We start from the raw sequence: 19,727 nt of genomic DNA, 5'->3' as shown, positions 1-19,727 counted from the left end.
AGTTGATAAGTCGCCGCCCAGGCTTTTTTCCGCCCACCGGCGCCCCTTCTGCACAAGCCGGCTTGCCGGCGAAGAGGCCCACACGCCTTGCACCCAACCGGTCGACACCTTCACTGGCCAGCCAGCTACGGTCAGTCGTCCAGCAGACGGCGTTCGTTTTCGATCGCTTCGGCCAGGGCCAGGGCTTCGGCCTCTTCTTCACTCAAGTCCGGCGCCGAAGGCTCCAGGGCCGCAACGGCAGCCAGCAACTTGGCTCGGGCCTCGGCAACGCCCAGCACATCGTCCTCGGCGTCAAGCAGCGGCTCCTCTTCGGGCTCGACCGCAAGTTCATCGGTGTCATCAGAGTTGTCATCAGGGACGGCAGCCTCGGTTTGCCCCTCAGGCTGATCGAACAGCGGCTCCGGGTTCTCTGACTCAACCGCGCCATCACGATGCAGGTCGTCGAAGTCGGTCTTGATTCCCTCCTCCATGGAGTCCAGCTCCAGCAGCAGGCTATGGAAGCTGGTTTCTTCCTTGGGTTCCTCAGGCTCGGCGCTGGCATCGGCCAACTGCTGCAGGTGCTCGGGCACCGGCGCATCGTCGAACTCCAGCACCGGCTCGGCCTCGATCTCCCGCAACTCGGCCAGGGGCGGCAGGTCATCGAGGTTCTTCAGGTTGAAATGGTCGAGAAACGCCTTGGTGGTGGCGAACATCGCCGGTTTGCCCGGCACATCGCGGTAACCCACCACCCGAATCCACTCGCGTTCGAGCAGGGTCTTGACGATGTTGCTGTTGACCGCAACGCCGCGCACATCCTCGATCTCGCCCCGGGTAATCGGCTGACGGTAGGCAATCAGGGCCATGGTTTCCAGCAGGGCACGGGAGTAGCGCTGCGGGCGCTCTTCCCACAAGCGGCCGACCCAGGGCGCGAACTTTTCACGGATCTGCAGGCGATAGCCGGAAGCCACTTCCTTGAGCTCGAAAGCCCGCCCTTCGCAGGATTTGCCCAGCAGGGTCAGGGCCTTCTTGAAGACGGCCGGGTCCGGCCGCTCGGCTTCTTCGAAGAGCTCGAACAGGCGCTCCAGGGACTGGGGTTTTCCCGAGGCCAACAGAAAGGCTTCGAGCAGGGGCGCCAGCTCGCGGGGTTCATTCAAATTCATGATTTAAGCTCGTTATTCGGCTCGCGCCCGTACGTGGATGGCCGCAAAGGGCTCATTCTGCACCAGCTCGACCAGGGATTCCTTGACCAGTTCGAGGATCGCCATAAAGGTCACCACCACTCCCAGGCGCCCCTCTTCTGCGGTGAACAGCTCGACAAAGGGCACGAAGCCACCGCCTTTGAGCCGCTCCAGCACATCACTCATGCGTTCGCGGGTGGACAAGGCCTCGCGGCTGACCTGATGGCTTTCGAACATGTCACCACGGCGCAGCACCTCGGCCATGGACATCAGCAACTCTTCCAGGGCCACATCCGGCAGCAACTTGCGCGCCCGGGCCTCCGGGGCATCAAGCTTGGGCACCACCACGTCGCGGCCGACCCGGCTCAGGCCGTCGATGCCTTCGGCGGCCGCCTTGAAGCGTTCGTACTCCTGCAGGCGGCGAATCAGTTCGGCCCGGGGATCGTCCTCTTCTTCCTCGATCTCAGCGGAGCGCGGCAGCAGCATCCGCGATTTGATCTCGGCCAGCATCGCCGCCATCACCAGGTACTCGGCGGCCAGCTCCAGGCGCACCGACTGCATCAGCTCCACATAGCCCATGTACTGACGGGTGATTTCCGCCACCGGGATGTCGAGGATGTTGATGTTCTGTTTGCGAATCAGGTACAGCAGCAGGTCCAACGGGCCTTCAAAGGCTTCGAGGAAGACCTCCAAGGCATCCGGGGGGATGTACAGGTCCAGGGGCATTTCCATGACCGCCTGGCCGTAGACCATGGCGAATGGCAGCTCCTGTTGGGCGCCGGCCTGCTCGTCGACGGTTTCCAGTACGGACATCTAGGCCTCGGCCATGAACGGCGCAGGGTCGCCGCAACCGACGCGAATCACTTCCGGCTCACCATCGGCCAGGCTGATCACCGTGGAGGACTCGGTGCTGCCAAAGCCGCCGTCGATGATCAGGTCCACCTGATGCTCCAGTAGCTGGCGCATTTCATAGGGGTCGCTCAGAGCCTCGGTATCGCCGGGCATGATCAGGCTGACACTCATCAGTGGCTCACCCAGCTCGGCCAGCAGCGCCAGGGCAATAGGATTGCTCGGCACCCGCAGGCCGATGGTGCGGCGCTTGGGGTGCAGCAGCAGGCGCGGGACTTCCCGGGTGGCGTTGAGAATGAAGGTGTAAGGCCCCGGCACATGAGCCTTGAGCAGGCGGAAAGTGCCGGTATCGATCTTGGCGAACAGCCCCAACTGCGACAGGTCACTGCAGATCAGCGCAAAGTTGTGCTTGTCGTCCAGTTGACGCAAGCGCCGCACTCGTTCGATCGCGCCCTTGTCACCCATCTGGCAGGCAACGGCGTAGGACGAATCCGTGGGATAAATCACCACGCCACCGCCGCGAATGATCTCGACGGCCTGTTTGATCAGACGTGGCTGTGGGTTTTCCGGGTGGATCTGGAAAAATTGACTCACTGTCTCTACCTGTTCAGGCGGCAATAATTGGCTCATGTTTGAACCGACACCAAAGTGGCGGCAGGTCCTCCGGAACCGGACGATACTCGCCGATCTCGGACCAGCCTCCTGGGCCATGAAAGTCACTGCCAGCGCTGACCAGCAGTCCGAATTCACGAGCAAGGATAGCCAAACTGCCCACTTGCTCTGCAGGTTGGTGGCCATTGACTACTTCGATTGCATGGCCGCCGGCTTGAATATAGTCGGCAATCAAGCGGCGGCGCTTGCTGCGGGTGAAATCGTAATGCCAGGGATGGGCCAGACTGACCCAGGCCCCCGCCTCGCGAAGGGTGCCGACGGTGTCTTCCAGTGTCGGCCAATGCTGTTTGACGTCCCCCAGCTTTCCCGCCCCCAGCCATTTGCGAAAAGCTTCGGCACGATCCTTCACAAAACCGGCACGTACCAGATAGTCGGCAAAGTGCGGCCGCGCCGGGGCATTGCCACTGTCCCCCAACTCCTGCTGGATCGCCCTGGCGCCTTCCAGCGCCCCGGGCATACCCTTGAGGGCCAGCTTGCGGCTGATCTCCTCGGAGCGCAGCCAGCGCCCCTCGTGCAGTTTGTCGATGGCCGCCACCAGAGCCGGGGCCTGGGTATCGAATCCGTAGCCCAGCACATGAATAGTGGCGCCGCCCCAGGTGCAGGACAGCTCGACGCCGTTGACCAACTGCATGCCCAGTTGCGCCGCTGCCTGACGGGCCTCCGCCAGGCCTTCGAGGGTGTCGTGGTCGGTCAAGGACAGGATTCGCACGCCTCTCTCGTACGCACGCGCAACCAGAACCGCAGGCGCCAGGGCGCCGTCGGAGGCCGTGCTATGGCAGTGCAAATCAACATTCACAGGACGATAAAACCTCAAGTCAGCTGGCGCTTTCGCTACCAAGGATGTTTGTTATTATGCCGCCACATCCTGCTTCTGGCTGCCACTGTGAAACAATTCATCGACTTCATCCCGCTGTTCCTGTTTTTCATCGTCTACAAAATCGATCCCCGGATCGTCGACCTTGCCGGTCACGAAGTCAGCGTGGGCGGTATCTACAGCGCCACCGCAGTACTGATCATCAGTTCCCTGGTGGTTTACGGCGCACTGTTCATTTCCCAGCGCAAACTGGAAAAAAGCCAATGGCTGACCCTGATCGCCTGCCTGGTCTTTGGCAGCCTGACCCTGGCCTTCCATAGCGAAACCTTCCTTAAATGGAAGGCGCCGGTAGTCAACTGGCTATTCGCCCTGGCCTTTGCCGGCAGCCACTTCATCGGCGATCGCCTGTTGATCAAGCGCATCATGGGCCATGCCCTGACCTTGCCGGACCCGGTGTGGACCCGCCTGAACATCGCCTGGATCGCCTTCTTCCTGTTCTGCGGCGCCGCCAACCTGTTCGTCGCCTTCACCTTCCAGAGCATCTGGGTCGACTTCAAGGTCTTCGGCAGCCTGGGCATGACTGTATTGTTCCTGGTGGGCCAGGGCGTCTACCTGTCGCGCCACCTGCATGACGCTGATCCCACTACCCCGAAAACCGAGGACTGACATGCTTTACGCAATCATTGCCACAGACGTCGCCAACTCCCTGGAAAAACGTCTGGCCAACCGGCCGGCGCACCTGGAACGGCTGCAAGTGCTCAAGGACCAAGGGCGTGTGGTGCTGGCCGGCCCACACCCGGCGATCGACAGCAATGACCCTGGCGCCGCCGGCTTCACTGGCAGCCTGATCGTCGCCGAGTTCGACTCCCTGAGCGCCGCCCAAGCCTGGGCCGACGCCGACCCCTTCGTGACCTCCGGCGTCTATGCCCATGTGCAGGTCAAGCCGTTCAGGCAATCGATGCCGTAAATCCTCCCTGACGCGATGAACCTTCACGGTTCATCGCGTTCTCAATCGCTCATTATTCTCGTTTGACGGCCGACAACCTGCCCAACACTCGATTGGAATCAGGAGTTTCGATGCGCCAAGGTCCGCTGTGCCTGCTGTTGGTCATGTTGTCGATCGGGGCTCCGGCCCTTGCCGAGGAAACCCAGGAAACCGGCCATTCCACGCCGCTGTCCCTGAGCGCCGGCAGTCAGATCACCGAGTTGCAGCAACGCTTGAAAGAAAGCGAACGCCTGCGTGAAGAGCTGAGCAAACAACTGCAGAGTGCCGATGCCGAACGGGAAAGCCCGCAGCTGACCCGCTTGCGCCAGGAGAACCAGCGCCTCAAGCTGCAACTCAAAGAGGCCCAGGCCAACCCGGCGCCACGCCTGCTGACCGACCAGCAGCAATGGTTCGTCACCGGCGGCGGCGTGGCCCTCATCGCCCTGCTCTGCGGTATCTTTGCCAGTGGCGGACATCGCAAGCGTCGACAATGGCTAAATTGAGTGATTCATGAGCGACCTGTTACTGATTGATGACGACCAGGAGCTGTGCGAGCTCCTGAGCAGCTGGCTCGGCCAGGAAGGCTTTCAAGTGCGGGCCTGCCACGATGGCCTGGGTGCACGCCGGGCCTTGTCGGAAATGGCCCCGTCTGCCGTAGTCCTGGACGTGATGCTGCCCGACGGCAGCGGCCTGGAGCTGCTCAAGCAACTGCGCAACGACCACCCCGACCTGCCGGTACTGATGCTCTCGGCCCGGGGCGAGCCCCTGGACCGTATCCTCGGCCTGGAACTGGGCGCCGACGACTACCTGGCCAAGCCTTGCGACCCTCGCGAACTCACCGCCCGCTTGCGCGCCGTGCTGCGCCGCAGCCACCCGGTGGCAGCCTCCAGCCAGATGGAGCTGGGCGATCTGTGCTTCAGCCCAGTGCGCGGTGTGGTCAACATCGACGATCAGGACATCGCCCTGACCGTTTCCGAAAGCCGCCTGCTGGAAGCCCTGCTCAAGCAGCCTGGCGAGCCCCTGGACAAGCAGGAGCTGGCGCAGATCGCCCTGGGCCGAAAACTGACCCTGTATGACCGCAGCCTGGACATGCACGTCAGCAACCTGCGCAAGAAGATCGGCCCCCACCCCGACGGCCGCCCACGAATCGTCGCCCTGCGCAGCCGCGGCTATTACTACAGCCTGTGATTGCAATGTGCCCTGGCGCATTTGTCAGGGCCCGGAAATACCTTCTTTACCCAAGCTTTACCCTCCGCTGACTGCCGCTGACCTTGATCTGGGTAACCTGAACTCATCCGGAACTTACCGGGAATGAGACAAGGAGAGACACCATGCGCAAGACCCTGATCGCCCTGATGTTCGCCGCCGCCCTGCCAACCGTGGCCATGGCCATGCCTGAAGGCAACGGCCCGATGGGCCCGATGGACGGCCCTCGGCACAGCGAACACATGCGCGGCAAAGGCCCCTTCAGCGAACTGGACCTGAGCCGTGAACAGCGTCAGCAGATCGGCAAACTGATGGGCGAGCAAATGCACGACCGCAAGGCCGTGGTGGAAAAGTACCTGGAGAAACTCTCGCCGGCCGACCAGAAAGCCATGAAGGATGAACTGGCCGCCAAACAGCAGAAAACCCAGGCCGACATCCGCGCCCTGCTCAAGCCCGAACAACAGAAAGAGTTCGACGCCATCGTCAAGAAACAAGAGGAACGTCGCGCCGAATGGGCCCAGTTCAAGGCCTGGAAAGCGCAACAACCGCAAAAAGCGCAATAATGCGTTAGCGTTCACCCTAATAGCCCAGTGGCCTCCCCCACTGGGCTTTCGCGTTCGAGGAGTTCCTGTGCGTTCATTGTTCTGGCGCATCCTGGCCAGTTTCTGGCTGGCCATCACCCTGGTTGCAGGACTGTCGATCCTGCTTGGGCACATGCTCAACCAGGACGCCTGGATTCTCAGCCGCCATCCGGGGCTCAACAGCCTCACCGCGCAGTGGACGCAAACCTACGAGACCCAGGGCGAAGACGCCGCCCAAGACATCCTCCAGCAGCGCAAGCGCCAGTACCACATCGATGTTCAGGTACTCAACGAGAGCGGCGACCCGGTGGTACGCGGGACTTTCCCGCGCCGCGCGGCTGCCTTCGAAGCCCGGCAGAACAACGATGACCGCCACCTGCCCTGGCGCCGCCTGACAGCGGAATACACCAGCCCGACCACCGGCGACACCTACCTGTTCATCTACCGCATCCCCCATCCGGAACTGGATGCCTGGCATCGCGACAGCCTGACCTGGCCCCTCAGCGCCCTGGCCATTGCCCTGGTGGTGCTGACCCTGTTCAGCCTGCTGGTGACCCTGTCCATCACCCGCCCCTTGAGCCGCCTGCGCGGCGCGGTTCACGACCTTGGCCAGGCCACCTATCAGCAGAACAGCCTGGCGCGCCTGGCCAATCGCCGTGACGAGTTCGGCGTGCTGGCCCGAGACTTCAACCGCATGGGTTCACGCCTGCAGAGCCTGATCGGCAGCCAGCGCCAACTGCTCAGGGATGTCTCCCACGAACTGCGTTCGCCCCTGGCGCGCCTGCGTATTGCCCTGGCACTGGCGGAGCGCGCCGCCCCCGAAGAACGGGAGAGACTCTGGCCACGCCTGACACGGGAATGTGATCGTCTGGAGGCGCTGATCAGCGAGATCCTGGTGCTGGCTCGGGTCGATGCGGACAACGCCAGCGCCGAAGAGGTCGACCTCAACTCCTTGCTGCAGGCCCTGCAAAAAGACGCGCAACTGGCCTGTCCCGAGCAGCAGGTCCAGATCACTGCCCAAGCGCAACTGAGCCTGCGGGGCTGGCCGACCATGCTTGAACGGGCGGTGGACAACCTGCTGCGCAACGCCCAGCGCTTCAATCCTGCCGGGCAACCGATCGAAGTCACGGCCCTGCGCCAGGGCGAGAAGATCCAGATCAGCGTGCGCGACCATGGTCCTGGCGTGGATGCCGAGCACTTGCGACAACTGGGAGAGCCGTTCTTCCGCGCCCCAGGGCAGAGTGCTCCAGGCCATGGCCTGGGGCTGGCCATCGCCCGCCGCGCAGCGGAACGCCACGGCGGCAGCCTGATACTGGGCAACCATCCCCTGGGCGGATTCATCGCCACGCTGGAGCTGCCCCTGGTCCCGGGAGCCGTGGTGCAGGCCTGAATGCAACGCGGGCAAGCCGCTGCTGCGAGGTTCGACAGCAGCGGGCTTGCCCGCAAGGTACTCAGCTTTCGAAGGGGATAATCAGGCCCTGGCGGTCCAGGCGCTGACGAACTCGGCGGTGTCGACTTTCGGTGCGACCCGCGGTTCGTTCAGCGGCGTGCCCAGGTAAAGGAAGGCGATGATCTCTTCGCCGTCTGCCAGGCCCAGCCCCTTGGCCACATGGGGCGAATAGGACAACTCGCCCGTGCGCCATACCGCGCCGATACCCTGGGCATAGGCTGCCAGCAAAATACCGTGGGCTGCACAGCCCGCCGCCAGCAATTGCTCGGACTTGGGCACCTTGAAATGCTCCTGCAGCCGTGCCACGACCACGACCACCAGCGGTGCACGCAGCGGCATGGCCCGAGCCTTGTCCAACGCGGCCTGAGTCACTTCGCCGCCTTGCAGTTGTACCGCTTCGACCAGCAGTTCGCCCAACTGGTCACGGGCTTCGCCTTCAACGGTGAGAAAGCGCCAAGGGCGCAGTTGCCCGTGATCCGGCGCCCGCAAGGCGGCAGCGAACAGTGCTTCGCGTTGCTGCGCTGTGGGGGCTGGCTCCACCAGGCGCGGCACGGAAACACGGTTGAGCAAAGCGTCGAGAGCCTCCATCGGCCACCTCCTGAAAAAAATGTCCGGCTATTCTAGCGGTATCTGCCGGCCGGGTGCCGGTTTACATGCCCTGCACCGCAGGTAGAATGGGCGCCCTTCTCATACCAGCCCGAGCGGAACACATGGCGTTGCCGACCTTAAGGATCATTGGTTTCATTATCGGCATCTTCCTCATCACCCTGGCCATCGCCATGGTGGTGCCGATGGCGACACTGGTGATCTTCGAACGCACCGGCGACCTGCCGTCCTTCCTCTGGGCCAGCATGATCACCTTCATCGCCGGCCTGGCTCTGGTGATTCCTGGCCGTCCCGAACACATTCACCTGCGCCCCCGGGACATGTACCTGCTGACGGTCTCCAGCTGGGTGGTGGTGTGTATCTTTGCCGCCCTGCCGTTCCTGCTGACCCAGCACATCAGTTACACCGACTCGTTCTTTGAAAGCATGTCCGGCATCACCGCCACCGGCGCCACCGTGCTCAGCGGCCTGGACAGCATGTCCCCGGGCATCCTGATCTGGCGCTCGATGCTGCACTGGCTGGGGGGGATCGGCTTTATCGGCATGGCGGTGGCGATCCTGCCGTTGCTGCGCATCGGTGGCATGCGCCTGTTCCAGACCGAATCTTCGGACCGCTCGGAAAAGGTCATGCCGCGCTCGCACATGGTGGCGCGCCTGATTGTCGCCACCTACGTGGGCATCACCATCTTCGGCAGCCTGGCCTTCTGGTGGGCCGGGATGAACATCTTCGATGCCATCAACCACGCCATGTCGGCGATCTCCACTGGGGGCTTCTCTACCTCTGACCAATCCCTGGCCAACTGGCAGCAACCGGCGGTGCACTGGGTGGCGGTGGTGGTGATGATCCTCGGCAGCCTGCCCTTCGCCCTCTATGTGGCAACCCTGCGGGGCAACCGCAAAGCCTTGATCAAGGATCAGCAGGTCCAGGGCTTGCTGGGCATGCTCCTGGTGACCTGGCTGGTGCTCGGCACCTGGTACTGGTGGACCACCAACCTGCACTGGCTGGAGGCCTTGCGTCACGTAGCACTGAACGTGACCTCGGTGGTCACCACCACCGGGTTTGCCTTGGGTGACTACAGCCTGTGGGGCAATTTCTCACTGATGCTGTTCTTTTACCTGGGGTTCGTCGGCGGATGTTCGGGGTCAACGGCGGGCGGGATCAAGATCTTCCGCTTCCAGGTCGCCTACATCCTGCTCAAGGCCAACCTCAATCAGCTGATCCACCCCCGGGCAGTGATCAAGCAGAAGTACAACGGCCATCGCCTGGACGAGGAAATCGTCCGCTCGATCCTGACCTTCTCGTTCTTCTTCGCGATCACCATCTGCATGATCGCCCTCGCCCTGTCGCTGCTGGGCCTGGACTGGATGACCGCCCTGACCGGCGCCGCCAGCACCGTATCCGGGGTGGGCCCGGGCCTGGGAGAAACCATTGGCCCGGCGGGCAACTTCTCCACCCTGCCCGACGCTGCCAAGTGGATCCTGTCCCTGGGCATGCTCCTGGGCCGGCTGGAAATCATCACGGTGTTCGTGCTGTGCATTCCGGCGTTCTGGCGTCATTGATCGAGCCCGGCAGCGCCAGCAACCGCGCCCGGTACTCACCGGGCGTGACATCAAACCAGCGACGGAACGCCCGGAAAAAATTGCTGGGATCGGCAAACCCCAACAGGTAGGCAATTTCCAGCAAGGTCATGCGCGGCTGTGCCAGGTACTGTTCGGCCAGCTCGCGGCGGGTGTCATCGAGCAGGGTCTGGAAGCTGGTGCCCTCCTCCTGCAAGCGGCGTTGCAACGTACGCTGGGACAAGTGCAGGGTCTGCGCCACCATCTCGCGCTTGGGCTCGCCCTGCGGCAGCAGACGGCACAGCACTTGCCGCGCCTTGTGGGTCACCCGGCTCTCGGAGAAACGCGCCAGGTATTCGCCGGCGAAACGATCGTGCAACAAGGCCATGGCCTCGTTGGCAGTCGGCAGTGGCGCTTCAATGTCAGCCCGCTCGAAAATCAGCGCATCAAAAGGCGCAGCGAACACCAGCGGCGCATGGAACATATCCTTGTAAGGCTGCACATCCTGCGGTTGCGGCCCTTGCAACAGCACTTTGCGCGGCTGCAGGGCGCGCCCCGTCAACCAGCCACACAAGGCCAGGGCGCAAGCCAGCGAGGCTTCGGAGCTTTGCCGGGTAGGGGGCAGATGATCGCCATGCACCGTCAGAATCAGCGCATAACCCTCAGGTAAAAGACGGAAACTCAGGTCAGCACTTTCAGCAATGATCCGTTGATAACGCACCAGGCGCTGAAAGCCCTCTACCAGGGTGCGGCTCGACATCAGTGCATAACCGGCCACATGGAAGGACGCCGGGCGAACCAACTTGCCCATGTTCAAGCCAATCGCCGGGTTGCCGGACAACTCGACCGCACGCTGCCAGAGCCGTGTCATCGAGTCCTGGGTGAAACGTGCGTCGGGGTCGTCGAGGGCGCCATAGTCGAGCCCTAACTGCAGGAACAAAGCGCGGCAATCCAGGCCGTCCATCTCCAGGGCCTTGACTATTCCCAAGGCCCAGCTTGCAGAAGTCGTTCGTTCGCTCATGAGGGTTTCTTACATGATGAGCCGCATGCTACGGCCAATTTCCCAAGGATACTAAAGTGGCGCCTATTGTCACTGGCCAGCGCTGCCAAGGACTCTAGACTCAAATAAGCTCCCCGCAGAACATCCGCTCACAGAACAACAAGCACAGAGATCGCGGCCATGGAAAACATCCGACAGTTCAACAGCTTCGCCGAGTTCTACCCCTATTACCTGAGTGAGCACAGCGACAGCACCTGCCGTCGCCTGCACTTCATCGGCACCAGCCTGGTGATCTTCCTCCTGGCCTTTGCCATCGGCAAAGGCGCCTGGCTGCTACTGCTGGCCTTGCCGGTTGCCGGCTATGGCTTTGCTTGGGTCGGGCATTTCATCTTCGAGAAAAATCGCCCGGCCACCTTCCAGCATCCGCTGTACAGCCTGCTGGGGGACTTCGTCATGTACCGCGACATGATTCTCGGCAAGGTCCCCTTCTAGGCCCGGCCGGACAGCAAGCCGCCCCCTACAGCCACTGTGGTGACGGGACGCAGGCATAGACTCCAGCCCCAAGCGTCGCTGTACAAGGCGGCGATGGAACAGGCCAGCCCCACCTGAAGCCTGATCGACAACCCATCGCTCAGGCCGGCTCCGCCATCTTCATGCGCTCGGCCTTGAGCTGGGCTTCCCGGGCCTGGGCCTCGGCCAGGCGATAGAGTTCGATGCTGCCGTCCCAGTGCTCGATCAGGGCTGTGCAGGACTCCACCCAATCGCCGCAATTGAGGTAATCCACCTCGCCCACCTTACGGATCTCGGCATGGTGAATGTGGCCACAGACCACCCCGTGCAACTCACGCTTGACGCACTCGTGGGCAATGGCTTCCTCGAAGTCGCTGATGAAGCTCACCGCAGTCTTGACCTTGTGCTTGAGGTAGGCCGACAGCGACCAGTAACCGTAGCCATAGCGCGCCCGCCAATGATTGAGCCAACGATTGAGGGTCAGGGTGAACTCGTAGGCCGAGTCGCCGAGAAAGGCCAGCCAGCGGTGATATCGCGTGATGACGTCGAACTGGTCACCGTGGATCACCAGCAGATGGCGGCCGTCAGCCGTGACGTGCACGGCTTCGTCCACCAGTTGGATGTTGCCCAGGATCAGCTTGGAGTAACGGCGCAGGAACTCATCGTGATTGCCGGTGACGTAGATCACCTCGGTGCCGCGCTTGCTCATGGTCAGCAAGCGGCGGATCACGTTGGTATGGGCCTGGGGCCAGTACATGCCGCCCCGCAGTTTCCAGCCATCGATGATGTCGCCAACCAGATAGATACGGTCGGCCTGATACCCCTTGAGAAACTGCGCCAGGTGTTCCGCCTGACAATCCCGGGTGCCCAGATGCACATCGGAAATCCATAAGGTCCGTACCCGTTGCTTGCGGCTGGGCTTGGCGAGTTCGGCATGGGTCATGGACGCTCTCCGGGATTTTTTGCGAGCTTGCGCCGCAGCGATTAATAGCCCATGACAAAAATGCGGCAGTGCGATGACAACGCGAGCCCTCCGACCGCCGGTGTACACTGGCCGCCTGCCAAGGAGACCGTGATGGGATCTATTCTCACCCTGCGCCACTACACCCATGACCTGATCGCCCATAGCCACGAGCATGCGCAACTGGTGTTCGGCCTGCGTGGCCAGCTCCAGTTCGAAGTCGAAGGCCAGGGCAGCCAAGTGCAACAGCAGAGCTTCGTGGTGGTGCCGGCCGGCGCCCAGCATGTCTGCGGCAGCCCCAGCGGAAGCCATTGCCTGGTGTTGGACATACCCGGTGAACGCTGGGTGCAACAGTCTTTGGGCGAACATGCCGAGGCCAGCCGACGTTTGCTCGATGCGCCCCGACATCAGGTCTTGGGGCCGAGCCAGAGCCGCTTGGTCAACTGGCTTGCGGACAGCCCGGTCGACGACCCCTTGATTGCCCAACAAGGCGCTGTCCTGCTGCTGGCCAGCCTCAACCATTGCGCCGACAGCCAGCCTGGCGAGCGCCGCCTGCCCTATGCCGCCCTGAATGCCCACATCGATCGTCACGCCGCCCACCCCTTACAGGTGGCCGACCTGGCCCGCATCGCCGGGCTGTCCGCTGCCCGTCTGCACGCACGGTTCATCGCCGAGTGCGGGGCCAGCCCCATGGAGTACGTGCGACGCCGGCGCCTGCACATGGCCCTGGAACTGTTGCGCGGATCAGCCTTGCCCATGGGCGAAATCGCCAGCCGCGTGGGTTATAGCTCCCAGAGTGCCTTTGCCGCAGCAATACTGCGGCAGTACGGCCACTCGCCGCGCCAACTGCGCCAAGGAGCAGACGCTAGTCCCTCGACAAAAAACGCCAGGATCGCGACAGACCAACAGATCGCCCGCCCCTAGACTGAGCCCATTGCCGCCTAGGCTCTGTACGAAAAGTGTTGAGACGAAGGTCAGGCAAGGCGAAAACGGTCGAGGAACGGCTGGGGTCGCGTTCGACTTTACGGGGTGTAAATGAGCATTCCGATCGGACTCGCGCACGAGACCGTTTTCGACGCAGCATCACCGAGTATCAAGGCTTTTTGTACAAAACCTAAGGCCATTACTGCCCGTCTTGTGGCTAAGGATAGAGATGACTCCGCGTACCGCCCTTGGCGCCCTGCATATCGGCGCCCTGATGTTCGGCCTGACCGGTGTATTCGGTAAGCTCGCCGCCGCTTCGCCCGCGGTCATCGTCTTCGGCCGCGCAGCCTTTGCCGTACTCGCCCTGGGCGTCTTTGCCCGGCTGGCCAGCAATACCCCCTGGCAGAAACTGGCCGCCACCGATGGACGGCGCCTGCTGCTCAGCGGCCTGCTGCTGGCCGGCCACTGGGTGAGTTTCTTCGTCGCGGTAAAAGTTGCCGGGGTGGCCATTGCCACCCTGGGCTTCGCCAGCTTCCCGGCCTTTACGGTGATTCTCGAAGGCCTGATCTTCCGCGAGCGAATCCGCTTTAACGAGATTCTGCTGGTGATCCTCGTGAGCATCGGCCTGGTGCTGGTGACCCCGGACTTCGATCTGGCCAGCCAGGCCACCACCGGTTTGCTCTGGGCTGTGGGGTCGGGCCTGCTGTTCGCCCTGCTGTCACTGAACAACCGCGCCAGCTCCGGACGTATTCCTGCGGTGCAGGCGGCCCTCTGCCAGAACGTGGTGGTAGCCCTATGCCTGTTACCGGTGGCGGCACCGGAGCTTGGCCAGGTGCGGGCCATGGACTGGCTGTGGATCAGTCTGCTGGGAATCTTCTGCACCGGCCTGGCCCACAGCCTGTTTGTCGCCAGCCTGGCAGTGATCAAGGCACGCACCGCGGCAGTGGTCTTCGCCTTGGAGCCGGTCTATGGGATTACCGTGGCCTGGCTGCTGTTCGGCGAGAATCCGACGCTGCGCATGCTGATGGGCGGGGCCTTGATCATCGTTGCCATCGTGGTTTCAAGTCGCCTGTCGATAGGCTCAGGCAGCAAGGCAGCCACGGCTGAAGCCGGCTCTCACTGAGTACGATCGTTGTGGCCCAGGTTGCGCTCCGGATCGATCTGGTCGCGCACCCGTTGCTTGAGTACCTTGGCCTCGGGAAAACCGCCATCGGCCTTGCGCTCCCAGATCTGCACGCCATCGCAGGAAATGCGGAACGTGCCACCGGTAGCAGGCTCCAGAGACACTTTGCCCAAGTCATCGCTGAACGTGCTCAGCAACTCCTGGGCCAGCCAGGCGGCTCGCAACAGCCACTGGCATTGGGTGCAATAGGTGATGACCACTTCGGGTTTACGTTCAGTCATGGTACGGCAGACTCCTGAGTTCAAGGGCGTCGCTATAATAGCCGGCTTTATCGTCCGTCCCCGAGAACCACGATGCGCCGCCTGCTGTCCTGCCTGTTCCTCTGCCTGCTGCCCCTGCTCGCTCAATCCAGTGAAGCGCCGCGACCGAAAATCGGTCTGGTGCTGTCCGGAGGCGCTGCCCGTGGCATGGCGCATATCGGCGTACTCAAGGCCCTGGAAGAGCAAGGCATCCGCATCGACGCGATTGCCGGCACCAGCATGGGCGCGGTGATCGGCGGGCTCTATGCCTCGGGCTACAAGATCGACGAACTGGAAAAACTCGCCCTGAACATCGACTGGAGGCAAGCGCTGTCCGACGCTCCGCCCCGGGAAGACGTACCCTTCCGGCGCAAGCAGGACGATCGGGATTTCCTGGTCAAACAGAAACTCAGCTTCCGTGACGACGGTAGCCTGGGCCTGCCACTGGGGGTGATCCAGGGCCAGAACCTGGCGTTACTGCTGGAAAGCAAGCTGGCGCACGCCAGCGATACCCGGGATTTCGACAAGCTGCCCATACCCTTCCGGGCCGTGGCCACCGACATCGCCAGCGGCGAAAAGGTGGTGTTCCGCAAGGGCCACCTGCCCCAGGTGATCCGCGCCAGCATGTCGATTCCGGCAGTGTTTGCGCCGGTGGAGCTCGATGGCCGGCTACTGGTCGACGGCGGCATGACCGACAACATTCCCCTGGACGTCGCCCGGGACATGGGGGTCGACATTGCCATTGTGGTGGACATCGGCACGCCGCTGCGCTCGCGCAAGCAACTCAACACCGTGGTCGACGTGCTCAACCAGTCCATCACCCTGATGACCCGGCGCAATTCCGAGGAACAATTGGCGACGCTGCACAAGGACGACGTGCTGATCCAGCCGTCGCTGTCGAGCTTCGGCGTCACCGACTTCGGTCGAGCCCAGGAGGTGATCGACGCCGGTTATCGCGCCACCCGCATCCTCGACGCCCGCCTGGCGCGCTTGCGTGCGACCCAGCCTCAGGATGCGCAACTGGCCGCCGCGCGCCTGCCCAGCCAGCGCACGCCGATCATCAGCGCAATCAAGGTGGAGAACGACTCCAAGGTTAGCGATGAGGTCATTCGCTACTACATCCGCCAACACATCGGCGAACCCCTGGACCTGGGCCGCCTGGAAACCGACATGGGCACCCTGTACGGCCTGGACTTCTTCGAACAGGTGCAATACCGCGTGGTGCACAAAGGCCAGGACAACACCCTGGTGATCAGCGCGCGGGGCAAGCGCAGCGGCACTGACTACTTGCGCCTGGGCCTGAACCTGTCCGATGACATGCGCGGCGACAGCGCCTTCAACATCGGCGCCAGCTATCGCATGAACGGTATCAACAGCCTCGGCGCAGAATGGCTGACCCGGGTGCAGATCGGCGACCGACAGGAAATCTACAGCGAGTTCTATCAACCCTTGGATGCCGGTTCACGCTATTTCATTGCGCCGTTTATCGCTGCCCAAGCGCAGAATGTCGAGGCGGTGCTGGATAACGATCCGATCGCCGAATACCGCCTGGAACGCTACGGCCTGGGCCTGAATCTGGGGCGGCAGATCGGCAACAGCGGCGAAGTGCGTTTCGGTGTGGGCGAGGCCTGGGGCAAGGCCGATGTGAGGATCGGCGATCACGACCTGCCCAGCGAGAACTTCAATGAGGGTTATTACCAGCTGCAGTACTCCTTCGACTCCCTGGACAACGTCTACTTCCCCCACTCCGGTGAAGACATCGGCCTGACCCTGCGCCAGTTCGAACCGAGCTTGGGTTCGGACAATCGCTACCGCCAGTGGGAATTCAAGCTCGACAAGGCCTTGAGCAGCGGCCCCAATACCTTCGTACTGGGAGGGCGCTATGGCCGAACCCTGGACAATGCCGATGTCGTGACCTCCAGCTTCCTCCTGGGGGGCGCACGACAGTTGTCCGGCTTCCGTCAGGATGCCCTGTCCGGGCAGAACATCACCCTGGCCCGCGCCGTGTACTTTCGCCGACTCACACCACGCTCCTACCTGCCACTGGATTTCCCGCTCTACCTGGGCGGCTCACTGGAACGCGGGCGGGTGTGGAACAACGACAACGCCTTCGACAGCGGCTATATCAATGCCGCGAGCATCTTCCTAGGCTTCGACACCCCGCTGGGCCCATTGAACTTCAGCTACGGCTTCAACGACGACAACCAGAAGGCCCTGTCGCTGAACCTTGGCCAAACCTTCTGACAGGCGCACAAATGCAGCACCGGACGGCGCAATCAGCAGGATTCAAGGGAAGCGAAAATAGGACGAACCGGGGTCAGGCAACCCCGGCTGAAGGCATCAGGATTTTTCCAGATTAGCCAGGATGCGCCCATGAACGCGCATGCAGACCCGCAGGTCTTCGTCGTCGACGCCAATGAACAATTCATGGCGCAAGGCAGTGGCGATGGTCTCGATCTGCTCGATCAAGGGCCGCGCGGAAGGACAGAGGACGATCTTCTTCGCCCGGCGATCTTCCACCACCGATTGGCGCTGGACCAGGCCCTGGGTTTCCAGGCTATCCAGCAGCCGAGCCAGGGTTGGCCCTTCTACGCCAACGCTTTGCGCCAGCTCACGCTGGGTTGGCGCGTCTTCAAAACGGGCCAGGTGCAGCAGCACCAGCCAGCGGGCCTGGGACAGGCCAAGCCCGGCCAGGCGGCGGTCCAGTTCGGCACGCCAGCCGCGAGACATATGCGCCAGCTGCATACCAAAACGGTGTTCATCGGTTAACGGCATAAAACACTCATGATCAGACTGAAAATAAAGAAAAACTAATTATTAGTCAGCTAAGCATGACACTTGCCAGGAGGCAAGGCCTCTAAGGGACTGAATCGTTACAACATTGACGCACCCCTTCACATTTCAAACTCCGACTGCAGCGCGGCACGCACGCAGTACAAAACACCTTCGGGGACTCGTCCGGCAAACACTTGGCTGATCTCGACCACGGGCGGCAGTTCGCCCTCACCGTCGAGGAAAGCGTCCTGGATTTCACCCAGCAAGTCTTCTGGAAGATCCAGCGCCTGCTCCAGGGACAGTTGCTGCTTGCCAATGGCTTCAGCCAGCAAGGTGTAGACGTTCTTTTCCGTGCACTGCAGCTGCCCGGCGATCTGCACCGGGGTCATCCCGGCACGGGCCAGGGTAATCAGCTCGTGGCGGATATCGGCGACCACCTTCGGCGCCTCGACACCGCCCCCCAGCACTTCGAGGAACGCTGCGCCATAACGCTCCAGCTTGCGCGCACCGACACCACTGACCTCGGCCATTTCCGCCATGGAGCCGGGCTGGCTGCGAAGCATCTCCAACAAGGTTGAGTCGGGGAAAATGACATAGGGCGGCACCCCATGTTCTTCCGCCAGCTTGCGCCGCAGGGCTCGCAGCGCCTCCCATTGCTCGCGCTCCTCGCCACGTACCAGTTGGCTGGCCTGGCTGGTGCTGCTCTTGGGAGTGCTTTGCGGCTTGAGATCGCGTCGCAGCTCCAGGGTTACCTCGCCCTTGAGCAAGGGCCGGCACGTGTCGCTCAGACGCAGACCGCCATAACCTTCAAGGTCGATGTCCGCCAGCCCGCGAGCCACCAGTTGGCGGAACAGAGAGCGCCATTCGCCTTCGCTACGGGCCTTGCCGACCCCGAACACCGACAAGTGCTGATGACCGAAGCTGCGGACCTTTTCGGTGTCCTTGCCCAGCAACACGTCCACCAAGTGACCGACACCATAACGCTGACCAGTGCGATAGATGGCCGACAGTGCCTGGCGCGCCGGCTCGGTGGCGTCCCAGGTTTGCACGCCATCGACGCAATTGTCGCAATGGCCACAAGGCTGGGGCATGTCCTCATCGAAATAGGCCAGCAATGTCTGGCGCCGGCAGCGGGTTTCCTCGCACAGGGCCAGCATCGCATCGAGCTTGTGCTGTTCAAGACGCTTGTGGCGTTCGTCGCCTTCGGAGTTCTGCAGCATCTGCTTGAGCATCAGCACATCTTGCAGTCCGTAGGCCATCCAGGCGTCCGCCGGCAGGCCGTCACGGCCGGCACGACCGGTCTCCTGGTAGTACGCCTCCAGGGACTTGGGCAGGTCCATGTGGGCCACAAACCGCACGTTGGGTTTGTCGATGCCCATGCCGAAGGCAATGGTTGCCACCATGATCAGGCCTTCCTCATTGAGGAAGCGTTTCTGGTGATAGGCGCGCAACTCGTTGGGCAGGCCAGCGTGATACGGCAGCGCGGTAAAGCCCTGTTCACAGAGGAAGGCCGCCACTTCGTCAACCTTCTTGCGCGACAGGCAATAGACGATCCCGGCATCGCTGCGCCGCTCGTTGAGGAAAGCCTGCAACTGCTTGCGCGGCTGTTCCTTGGGCACGATGCGATAGAAGATGTTCGGTCGGTCGAAGCTGGAAAGAAAACGCTCGGCGTCCTGCAAGTGCAGGCGATTGACGATCTCTTCCCGGGTACGCTTGTCGGCGGTGGCGGTCAGGGCAATGCGCGGCACGTTCGGGAACATTTCCGCCAACTGCCCCAACTGCAGGTATTCAGGACGGAAGTCATGCCCCCACTGGGACACGCAGTGAGCTTCGTCAATGGCGAACAGAGCAATATCGAGGTTCTGCAGGAACGCCAGCATACGTGGCTGAACCAGGCGCTCCGGTGCCAGGTAGAGCATTTTCACCTCGCCGCGACGAATACGCGCCGCCAGGTCACGCTGCTGCTCGGCGCTCAAGGTCGAGTTCAAGGCGGCGGCCGCAACACCGAGTTCCTCAAGGGTGGCCACCTGATCGTCCATCAACGCGATCAAAGGCGAGACCACCACCGCCAGGCCTTCGCGAAGCAGGGCCGGAACCTGGAAGCACAGCGACTTGCCACCGCCGGTGGGCATCAGTACCAAGGCATCGCCGCCGCTGGCAACGCGCTCAATGATCGCACCTTGGCGACCACGGAAACTGTCGTAGCCGAAGATGTCCTTGAGGACGCGTTGAGCCTGTTCGAGCATGAAAAACTCCAAA

Annotated in this window: 21 protein-coding genes; 11 read left to right on the top strand and 10 right to left on the bottom strand. The window is 62.4% G+C overall.

Annotation, left to right across the window (positions count from 1 at the left end; genetic code table 11):
- Window positions 1–131: 131 nt before the first annotated feature.
- From scpB to PFZ56_RS13830, 4 genes are all read right to left on the bottom strand, one after another.
- Window positions 132–1,139: an SMC-Scp complex subunit ScpB gene (gene scpB, locus PFZ56_RS13845; RefSeq protein ID WP_102878832.1), complete on the bottom strand. Its 1,008-nt coding sequence runs from the start codon at window positions 1,137–1,139 to the stop codon at window positions 132–134.
- Between the two features lie 12 nt (window positions 1,140–1,151).
- Window positions 1,152–1,850, bottom strand: a complete 699-nt coding sequence (locus PFZ56_RS13840; RefSeq protein ID WP_170001339.1) for a ScpA family protein — start codon at window positions 1,848–1,850, stop codon at window positions 1,152–1,154.
- Between the two features lie 120 nt (window positions 1,851–1,970).
- The gene (locus PFZ56_RS13835) at window positions 1,971–2,600 is read right to left on the bottom strand and encodes an L-threonylcarbamoyladenylate synthase (RefSeq protein WP_102864113.1); all 630 of its coding nucleotides are present in this window, start codon (window positions 2,598–2,600) and stop codon (window positions 1,971–1,973) included.
- Window positions 2,601–2,613: 13 nt separating this feature from the next.
- The gene (locus tag PFZ56_RS13830; protein ID WP_102864067.1) at window positions 2,614–3,474 is read right to left on the bottom strand and encodes a PHP domain-containing protein; all 861 of its coding nucleotides are present in this window, start codon (window positions 3,472–3,474) and stop codon (window positions 2,614–2,616) included.
- Between the two features lie 87 nt (window positions 3,475–3,561).
- Here PFZ56_RS13830 and PFZ56_RS13825 point away from each other — a divergent pair, with 87 nt between their 5' ends.
- From PFZ56_RS13825 to PFZ56_RS13800, 6 genes are all read left to right on the top strand, one after another.
- On the top strand, window positions 3,562–4,158 hold the full coding sequence (locus PFZ56_RS13825; RefSeq protein ID WP_102864068.1) for a septation protein A: 597 nt from the start codon (window positions 3,562–3,564) through the stop codon (window positions 4,156–4,158).
- Between the two features lies 1 nt (window position 4,159).
- The gene (locus tag PFZ56_RS13820) at window positions 4,160–4,459 is read left to right on the top strand and encodes a YciI family protein (protein ID WP_102864069.1); all 300 of its coding nucleotides are present in this window, start codon (window positions 4,160–4,162) and stop codon (window positions 4,457–4,459) included.
- Between the two features lie 110 nt (window positions 4,460–4,569).
- Window positions 4,570–4,980, top strand: a complete 411-nt coding sequence (locus tag PFZ56_RS13815; protein ID WP_102864070.1) for a translation initiation factor 2 — start codon at window positions 4,570–4,572, stop codon at window positions 4,978–4,980.
- A 7-nt stretch (window positions 4,981–4,987) separates the two neighbouring features.
- Window positions 4,988–5,665, top strand: coding sequence for a response regulator transcription factor (locus tag PFZ56_RS13810; protein ID WP_170001287.1), 678 nt, complete (start codon window positions 4,988–4,990; stop codon window positions 5,663–5,665).
- A 143-nt stretch (window positions 5,666–5,808) separates the two neighbouring features.
- Window positions 5,809–6,246, top strand: coding sequence for a Spy/CpxP family protein refolding chaperone (locus PFZ56_RS13805; RefSeq protein ID WP_102864072.1), 438 nt, complete (start codon window positions 5,809–5,811; stop codon window positions 6,244–6,246).
- A 67-nt stretch (window positions 6,247–6,313) separates the two neighbouring features.
- A complete protein-coding gene (locus PFZ56_RS13800; protein WP_170001288.1) occupies window positions 6,314–7,654 on the top strand; it encodes a HAMP domain-containing sensor histidine kinase in 1,341 nt (446 codons plus the stop codon).
- 81 nt (window positions 7,655–7,735) lie between these two features.
- Here PFZ56_RS13800 and PFZ56_RS13795 read toward each other — a convergent pair whose 3' ends face one another.
- The gene (locus PFZ56_RS13795) at window positions 7,736–8,302 is read right to left on the bottom strand and encodes a nitroreductase family protein (RefSeq protein ID WP_102864074.1); all 567 of its coding nucleotides are present in this window, start codon (window positions 8,300–8,302) and stop codon (window positions 7,736–7,738) included.
- 122 nt (window positions 8,303–8,424) lie between these two features.
- Between PFZ56_RS13795 and PFZ56_RS13790 the strand changes: the two genes are divergently transcribed.
- Entirely contained in the window at window positions 8,425–9,879 is a 1,455-nt protein-coding gene (locus PFZ56_RS13790; protein WP_102864075.1) for a TrkH family potassium uptake protein, read from the top strand.
- On the opposite strand, the gene PFZ56_RS13785 is transcribed toward PFZ56_RS13790, so the two are convergent.
- The gene (locus tag PFZ56_RS13785; RefSeq protein ID WP_170001289.1) at window positions 9,836–10,897 is read right to left on the bottom strand and encodes an AraC family transcriptional regulator; all 1,062 of its coding nucleotides are present in this window, start codon (window positions 10,895–10,897) and stop codon (window positions 9,836–9,838) included. The genes PFZ56_RS13790 and PFZ56_RS13785 overlap by 44 nt on opposite strands.
- Window positions 10,898–11,056: 159 nt before the next feature.
- Here PFZ56_RS13785 and PFZ56_RS13780 point away from each other — a divergent pair, with 159 nt between their 5' ends.
- The gene (locus tag PFZ56_RS13780) at window positions 11,057–11,368 is read left to right on the top strand and encodes a DUF962 domain-containing protein (protein WP_170001290.1); all 312 of its coding nucleotides are present in this window, start codon (window positions 11,057–11,059) and stop codon (window positions 11,366–11,368) included.
- Between the two features lie 139 nt (window positions 11,369–11,507).
- Here the strand turns inward: PFZ56_RS13780 and PFZ56_RS13775 are convergent, their stop codons facing one another.
- Entirely contained in the window at window positions 11,508–12,329 is an 822-nt protein-coding gene (locus PFZ56_RS13775; RefSeq protein ID WP_110595139.1) for a UDP-2,3-diacylglucosamine diphosphatase, read from the bottom strand.
- Between the two features lie 132 nt (window positions 12,330–12,461).
- Here PFZ56_RS13775 and PFZ56_RS13770 point away from each other — a divergent pair, with 132 nt between their 5' ends.
- Window positions 12,462–13,271 carry an AraC family transcriptional regulator gene (locus tag PFZ56_RS13770; RefSeq protein ID WP_170001291.1) on the top strand — a complete coding sequence of 270 codons (810 nt, stop codon included), beginning with the start codon at window positions 12,462–12,464 and terminating at the stop codon, window positions 13,269–13,271.
- Window positions 13,272–13,500: 229 nt separating this feature from the next.
- Window positions 13,501–14,394 (top strand): DMT family transporter, encoded by an 894-nt coding sequence (locus PFZ56_RS13765; protein WP_170001292.1) that lies wholly within the window; start codon window positions 13,501–13,503, stop codon window positions 14,392–14,394.
- Here the strand turns inward: PFZ56_RS13765 and PFZ56_RS13760 are convergent.
- A complete protein-coding gene (locus PFZ56_RS13760) occupies window positions 14,388–14,675 on the bottom strand; it encodes a SelT/SelW/SelH family protein (protein ID WP_102864080.1) in 288 nt (95 codons plus the stop codon). The two genes, PFZ56_RS13765 and PFZ56_RS13760, sit on opposite strands and share 7 nt — an antisense overlap.
- A gap of 72 nt (window positions 14,676–14,747) precedes the next feature.
- On the opposite strand from PFZ56_RS13760, the gene PFZ56_RS13755 reads away from it, so the two are divergent.
- Entirely contained in the window at window positions 14,748–16,937 is a 2,190-nt protein-coding gene (locus tag PFZ56_RS13755) for a patatin-like phospholipase family protein (RefSeq protein ID WP_102864081.1), read from the top strand.
- A gap of 96 nt (window positions 16,938–17,033) precedes the next feature.
- On the opposite strand, the gene PFZ56_RS13750 is transcribed toward PFZ56_RS13755, so the two are convergent.
- Both PFZ56_RS13750 and recQ read right to left on the bottom strand, forming a co-directional pair.
- Window positions 17,034–17,468 carry a MarR family transcriptional regulator gene (locus PFZ56_RS13750; protein ID WP_102864082.1) on the bottom strand — a complete coding sequence of 145 codons (435 nt, stop codon included), beginning with the start codon at window positions 17,466–17,468 and terminating at the stop codon, window positions 17,034–17,036.
- Between the two features lie 119 nt (window positions 17,469–17,587).
- Window positions 17,588–19,714 carry a DNA helicase RecQ gene (recQ, locus tag PFZ56_RS13745; RefSeq protein WP_102878823.1) on the bottom strand — a complete coding sequence of 709 codons (2,127 nt, stop codon included), beginning with the start codon at window positions 19,712–19,714 and terminating at the stop codon, window positions 17,588–17,590.
- Between the last annotated feature and the right edge of the window lie 13 nt (window positions 19,715–19,727).

This window comes from Pseudomonas danubii, assembly GCF_042980055.1.
GTDB classification, from domain to species: Bacteria; Pseudomonadota; Gammaproteobacteria; order Pseudomonadales; family Pseudomonadaceae; genus Aquipseudomonas; species Aquipseudomonas danubii.
Note: the sequence above shows the minus strand (reverse complement) of the source record. Positions and strands in the feature narration are given on the sequence as shown.

Coding starts and splice junctions, on each gene's coding strand:
- scpB (WP_102878832.1), bottom strand. CDS start 1,139: ATGAATTTGAATGAACCCCGCGAGCTGGCGCCCCTGCTCGAAGCCTTT.
- PFZ56_RS13820 (WP_102864069.1), top strand. CDS start 4,160: ATGCTTTACGCAATCATTGCCACAGACGTCGCCAACTCCCTGGAAAAA.
- PFZ56_RS13815 (WP_102864070.1), top strand. CDS start 4,570: ATGCGCCAAGGTCCGCTGTGCCTGCTGTTGGTCATGTTGTCGATCGGG.
- PFZ56_RS13810 (WP_170001287.1), top strand. CDS start 4,988: ATGAGCGACCTGTTACTGATTGATGACGACCAGGAGCTGTGCGAGCTC.
- PFZ56_RS13805 (WP_102864072.1), top strand. CDS start 5,809: ATGCGCAAGACCCTGATCGCCCTGATGTTCGCCGCCGCCCTGCCAACC.
- PFZ56_RS13795 (WP_102864074.1), bottom strand. CDS start 8,302: ATGGAGGCTCTCGACGCTTTGCTCAACCGTGTTTCCGTGCCGCGCCTG.
- PFZ56_RS13790 (WP_102864075.1), top strand. CDS start 8,425: ATGGCGTTGCCGACCTTAAGGATCATTGGTTTCATTATCGGCATCTTC.
- PFZ56_RS13785 (WP_170001289.1), bottom strand. CDS start 10,897: ATGAGCGAACGAACGACTTCTGCAAGCTGGGCCTTGGGAATAGTCAAG.
- PFZ56_RS13780 (WP_170001290.1), top strand. CDS start 11,057: ATGGAAAACATCCGACAGTTCAACAGCTTCGCCGAGTTCTACCCCTAT.
- PFZ56_RS13775 (WP_110595139.1), bottom strand. CDS start 12,329: ATGACCCATGCCGAACTCGCCAAGCCCAGCCGCAAGCAACGGGTACGG.
- PFZ56_RS13770 (WP_170001291.1), top strand. CDS start 12,462: ATGGGATCTATTCTCACCCTGCGCCACTACACCCATGACCTGATCGCC.
- PFZ56_RS13765 (WP_170001292.1), top strand. CDS start 13,501: ATGACTCCGCGTACCGCCCTTGGCGCCCTGCATATCGGCGCCCTGATG.
- PFZ56_RS13760 (WP_102864080.1), bottom strand. CDS start 14,675: ATGACTGAACGTAAACCCGAAGTGGTCATCACCTATTGCACCCAATGC.
- PFZ56_RS13755 (WP_102864081.1), top strand. CDS start 14,748: ATGCGCCGCCTGCTGTCCTGCCTGTTCCTCTGCCTGCTGCCCCTGCTC.
- PFZ56_RS13750 (WP_102864082.1), bottom strand. CDS start 17,468: ATGCCGTTAACCGATGAACACCGTTTTGGTATGCAGCTGGCGCATATG.
- recQ (WP_102878823.1), bottom strand. CDS start 19,714: ATGCTCGAACAGGCTCAACGCGTCCTCAAGGACATCTTCGGCTACGAC.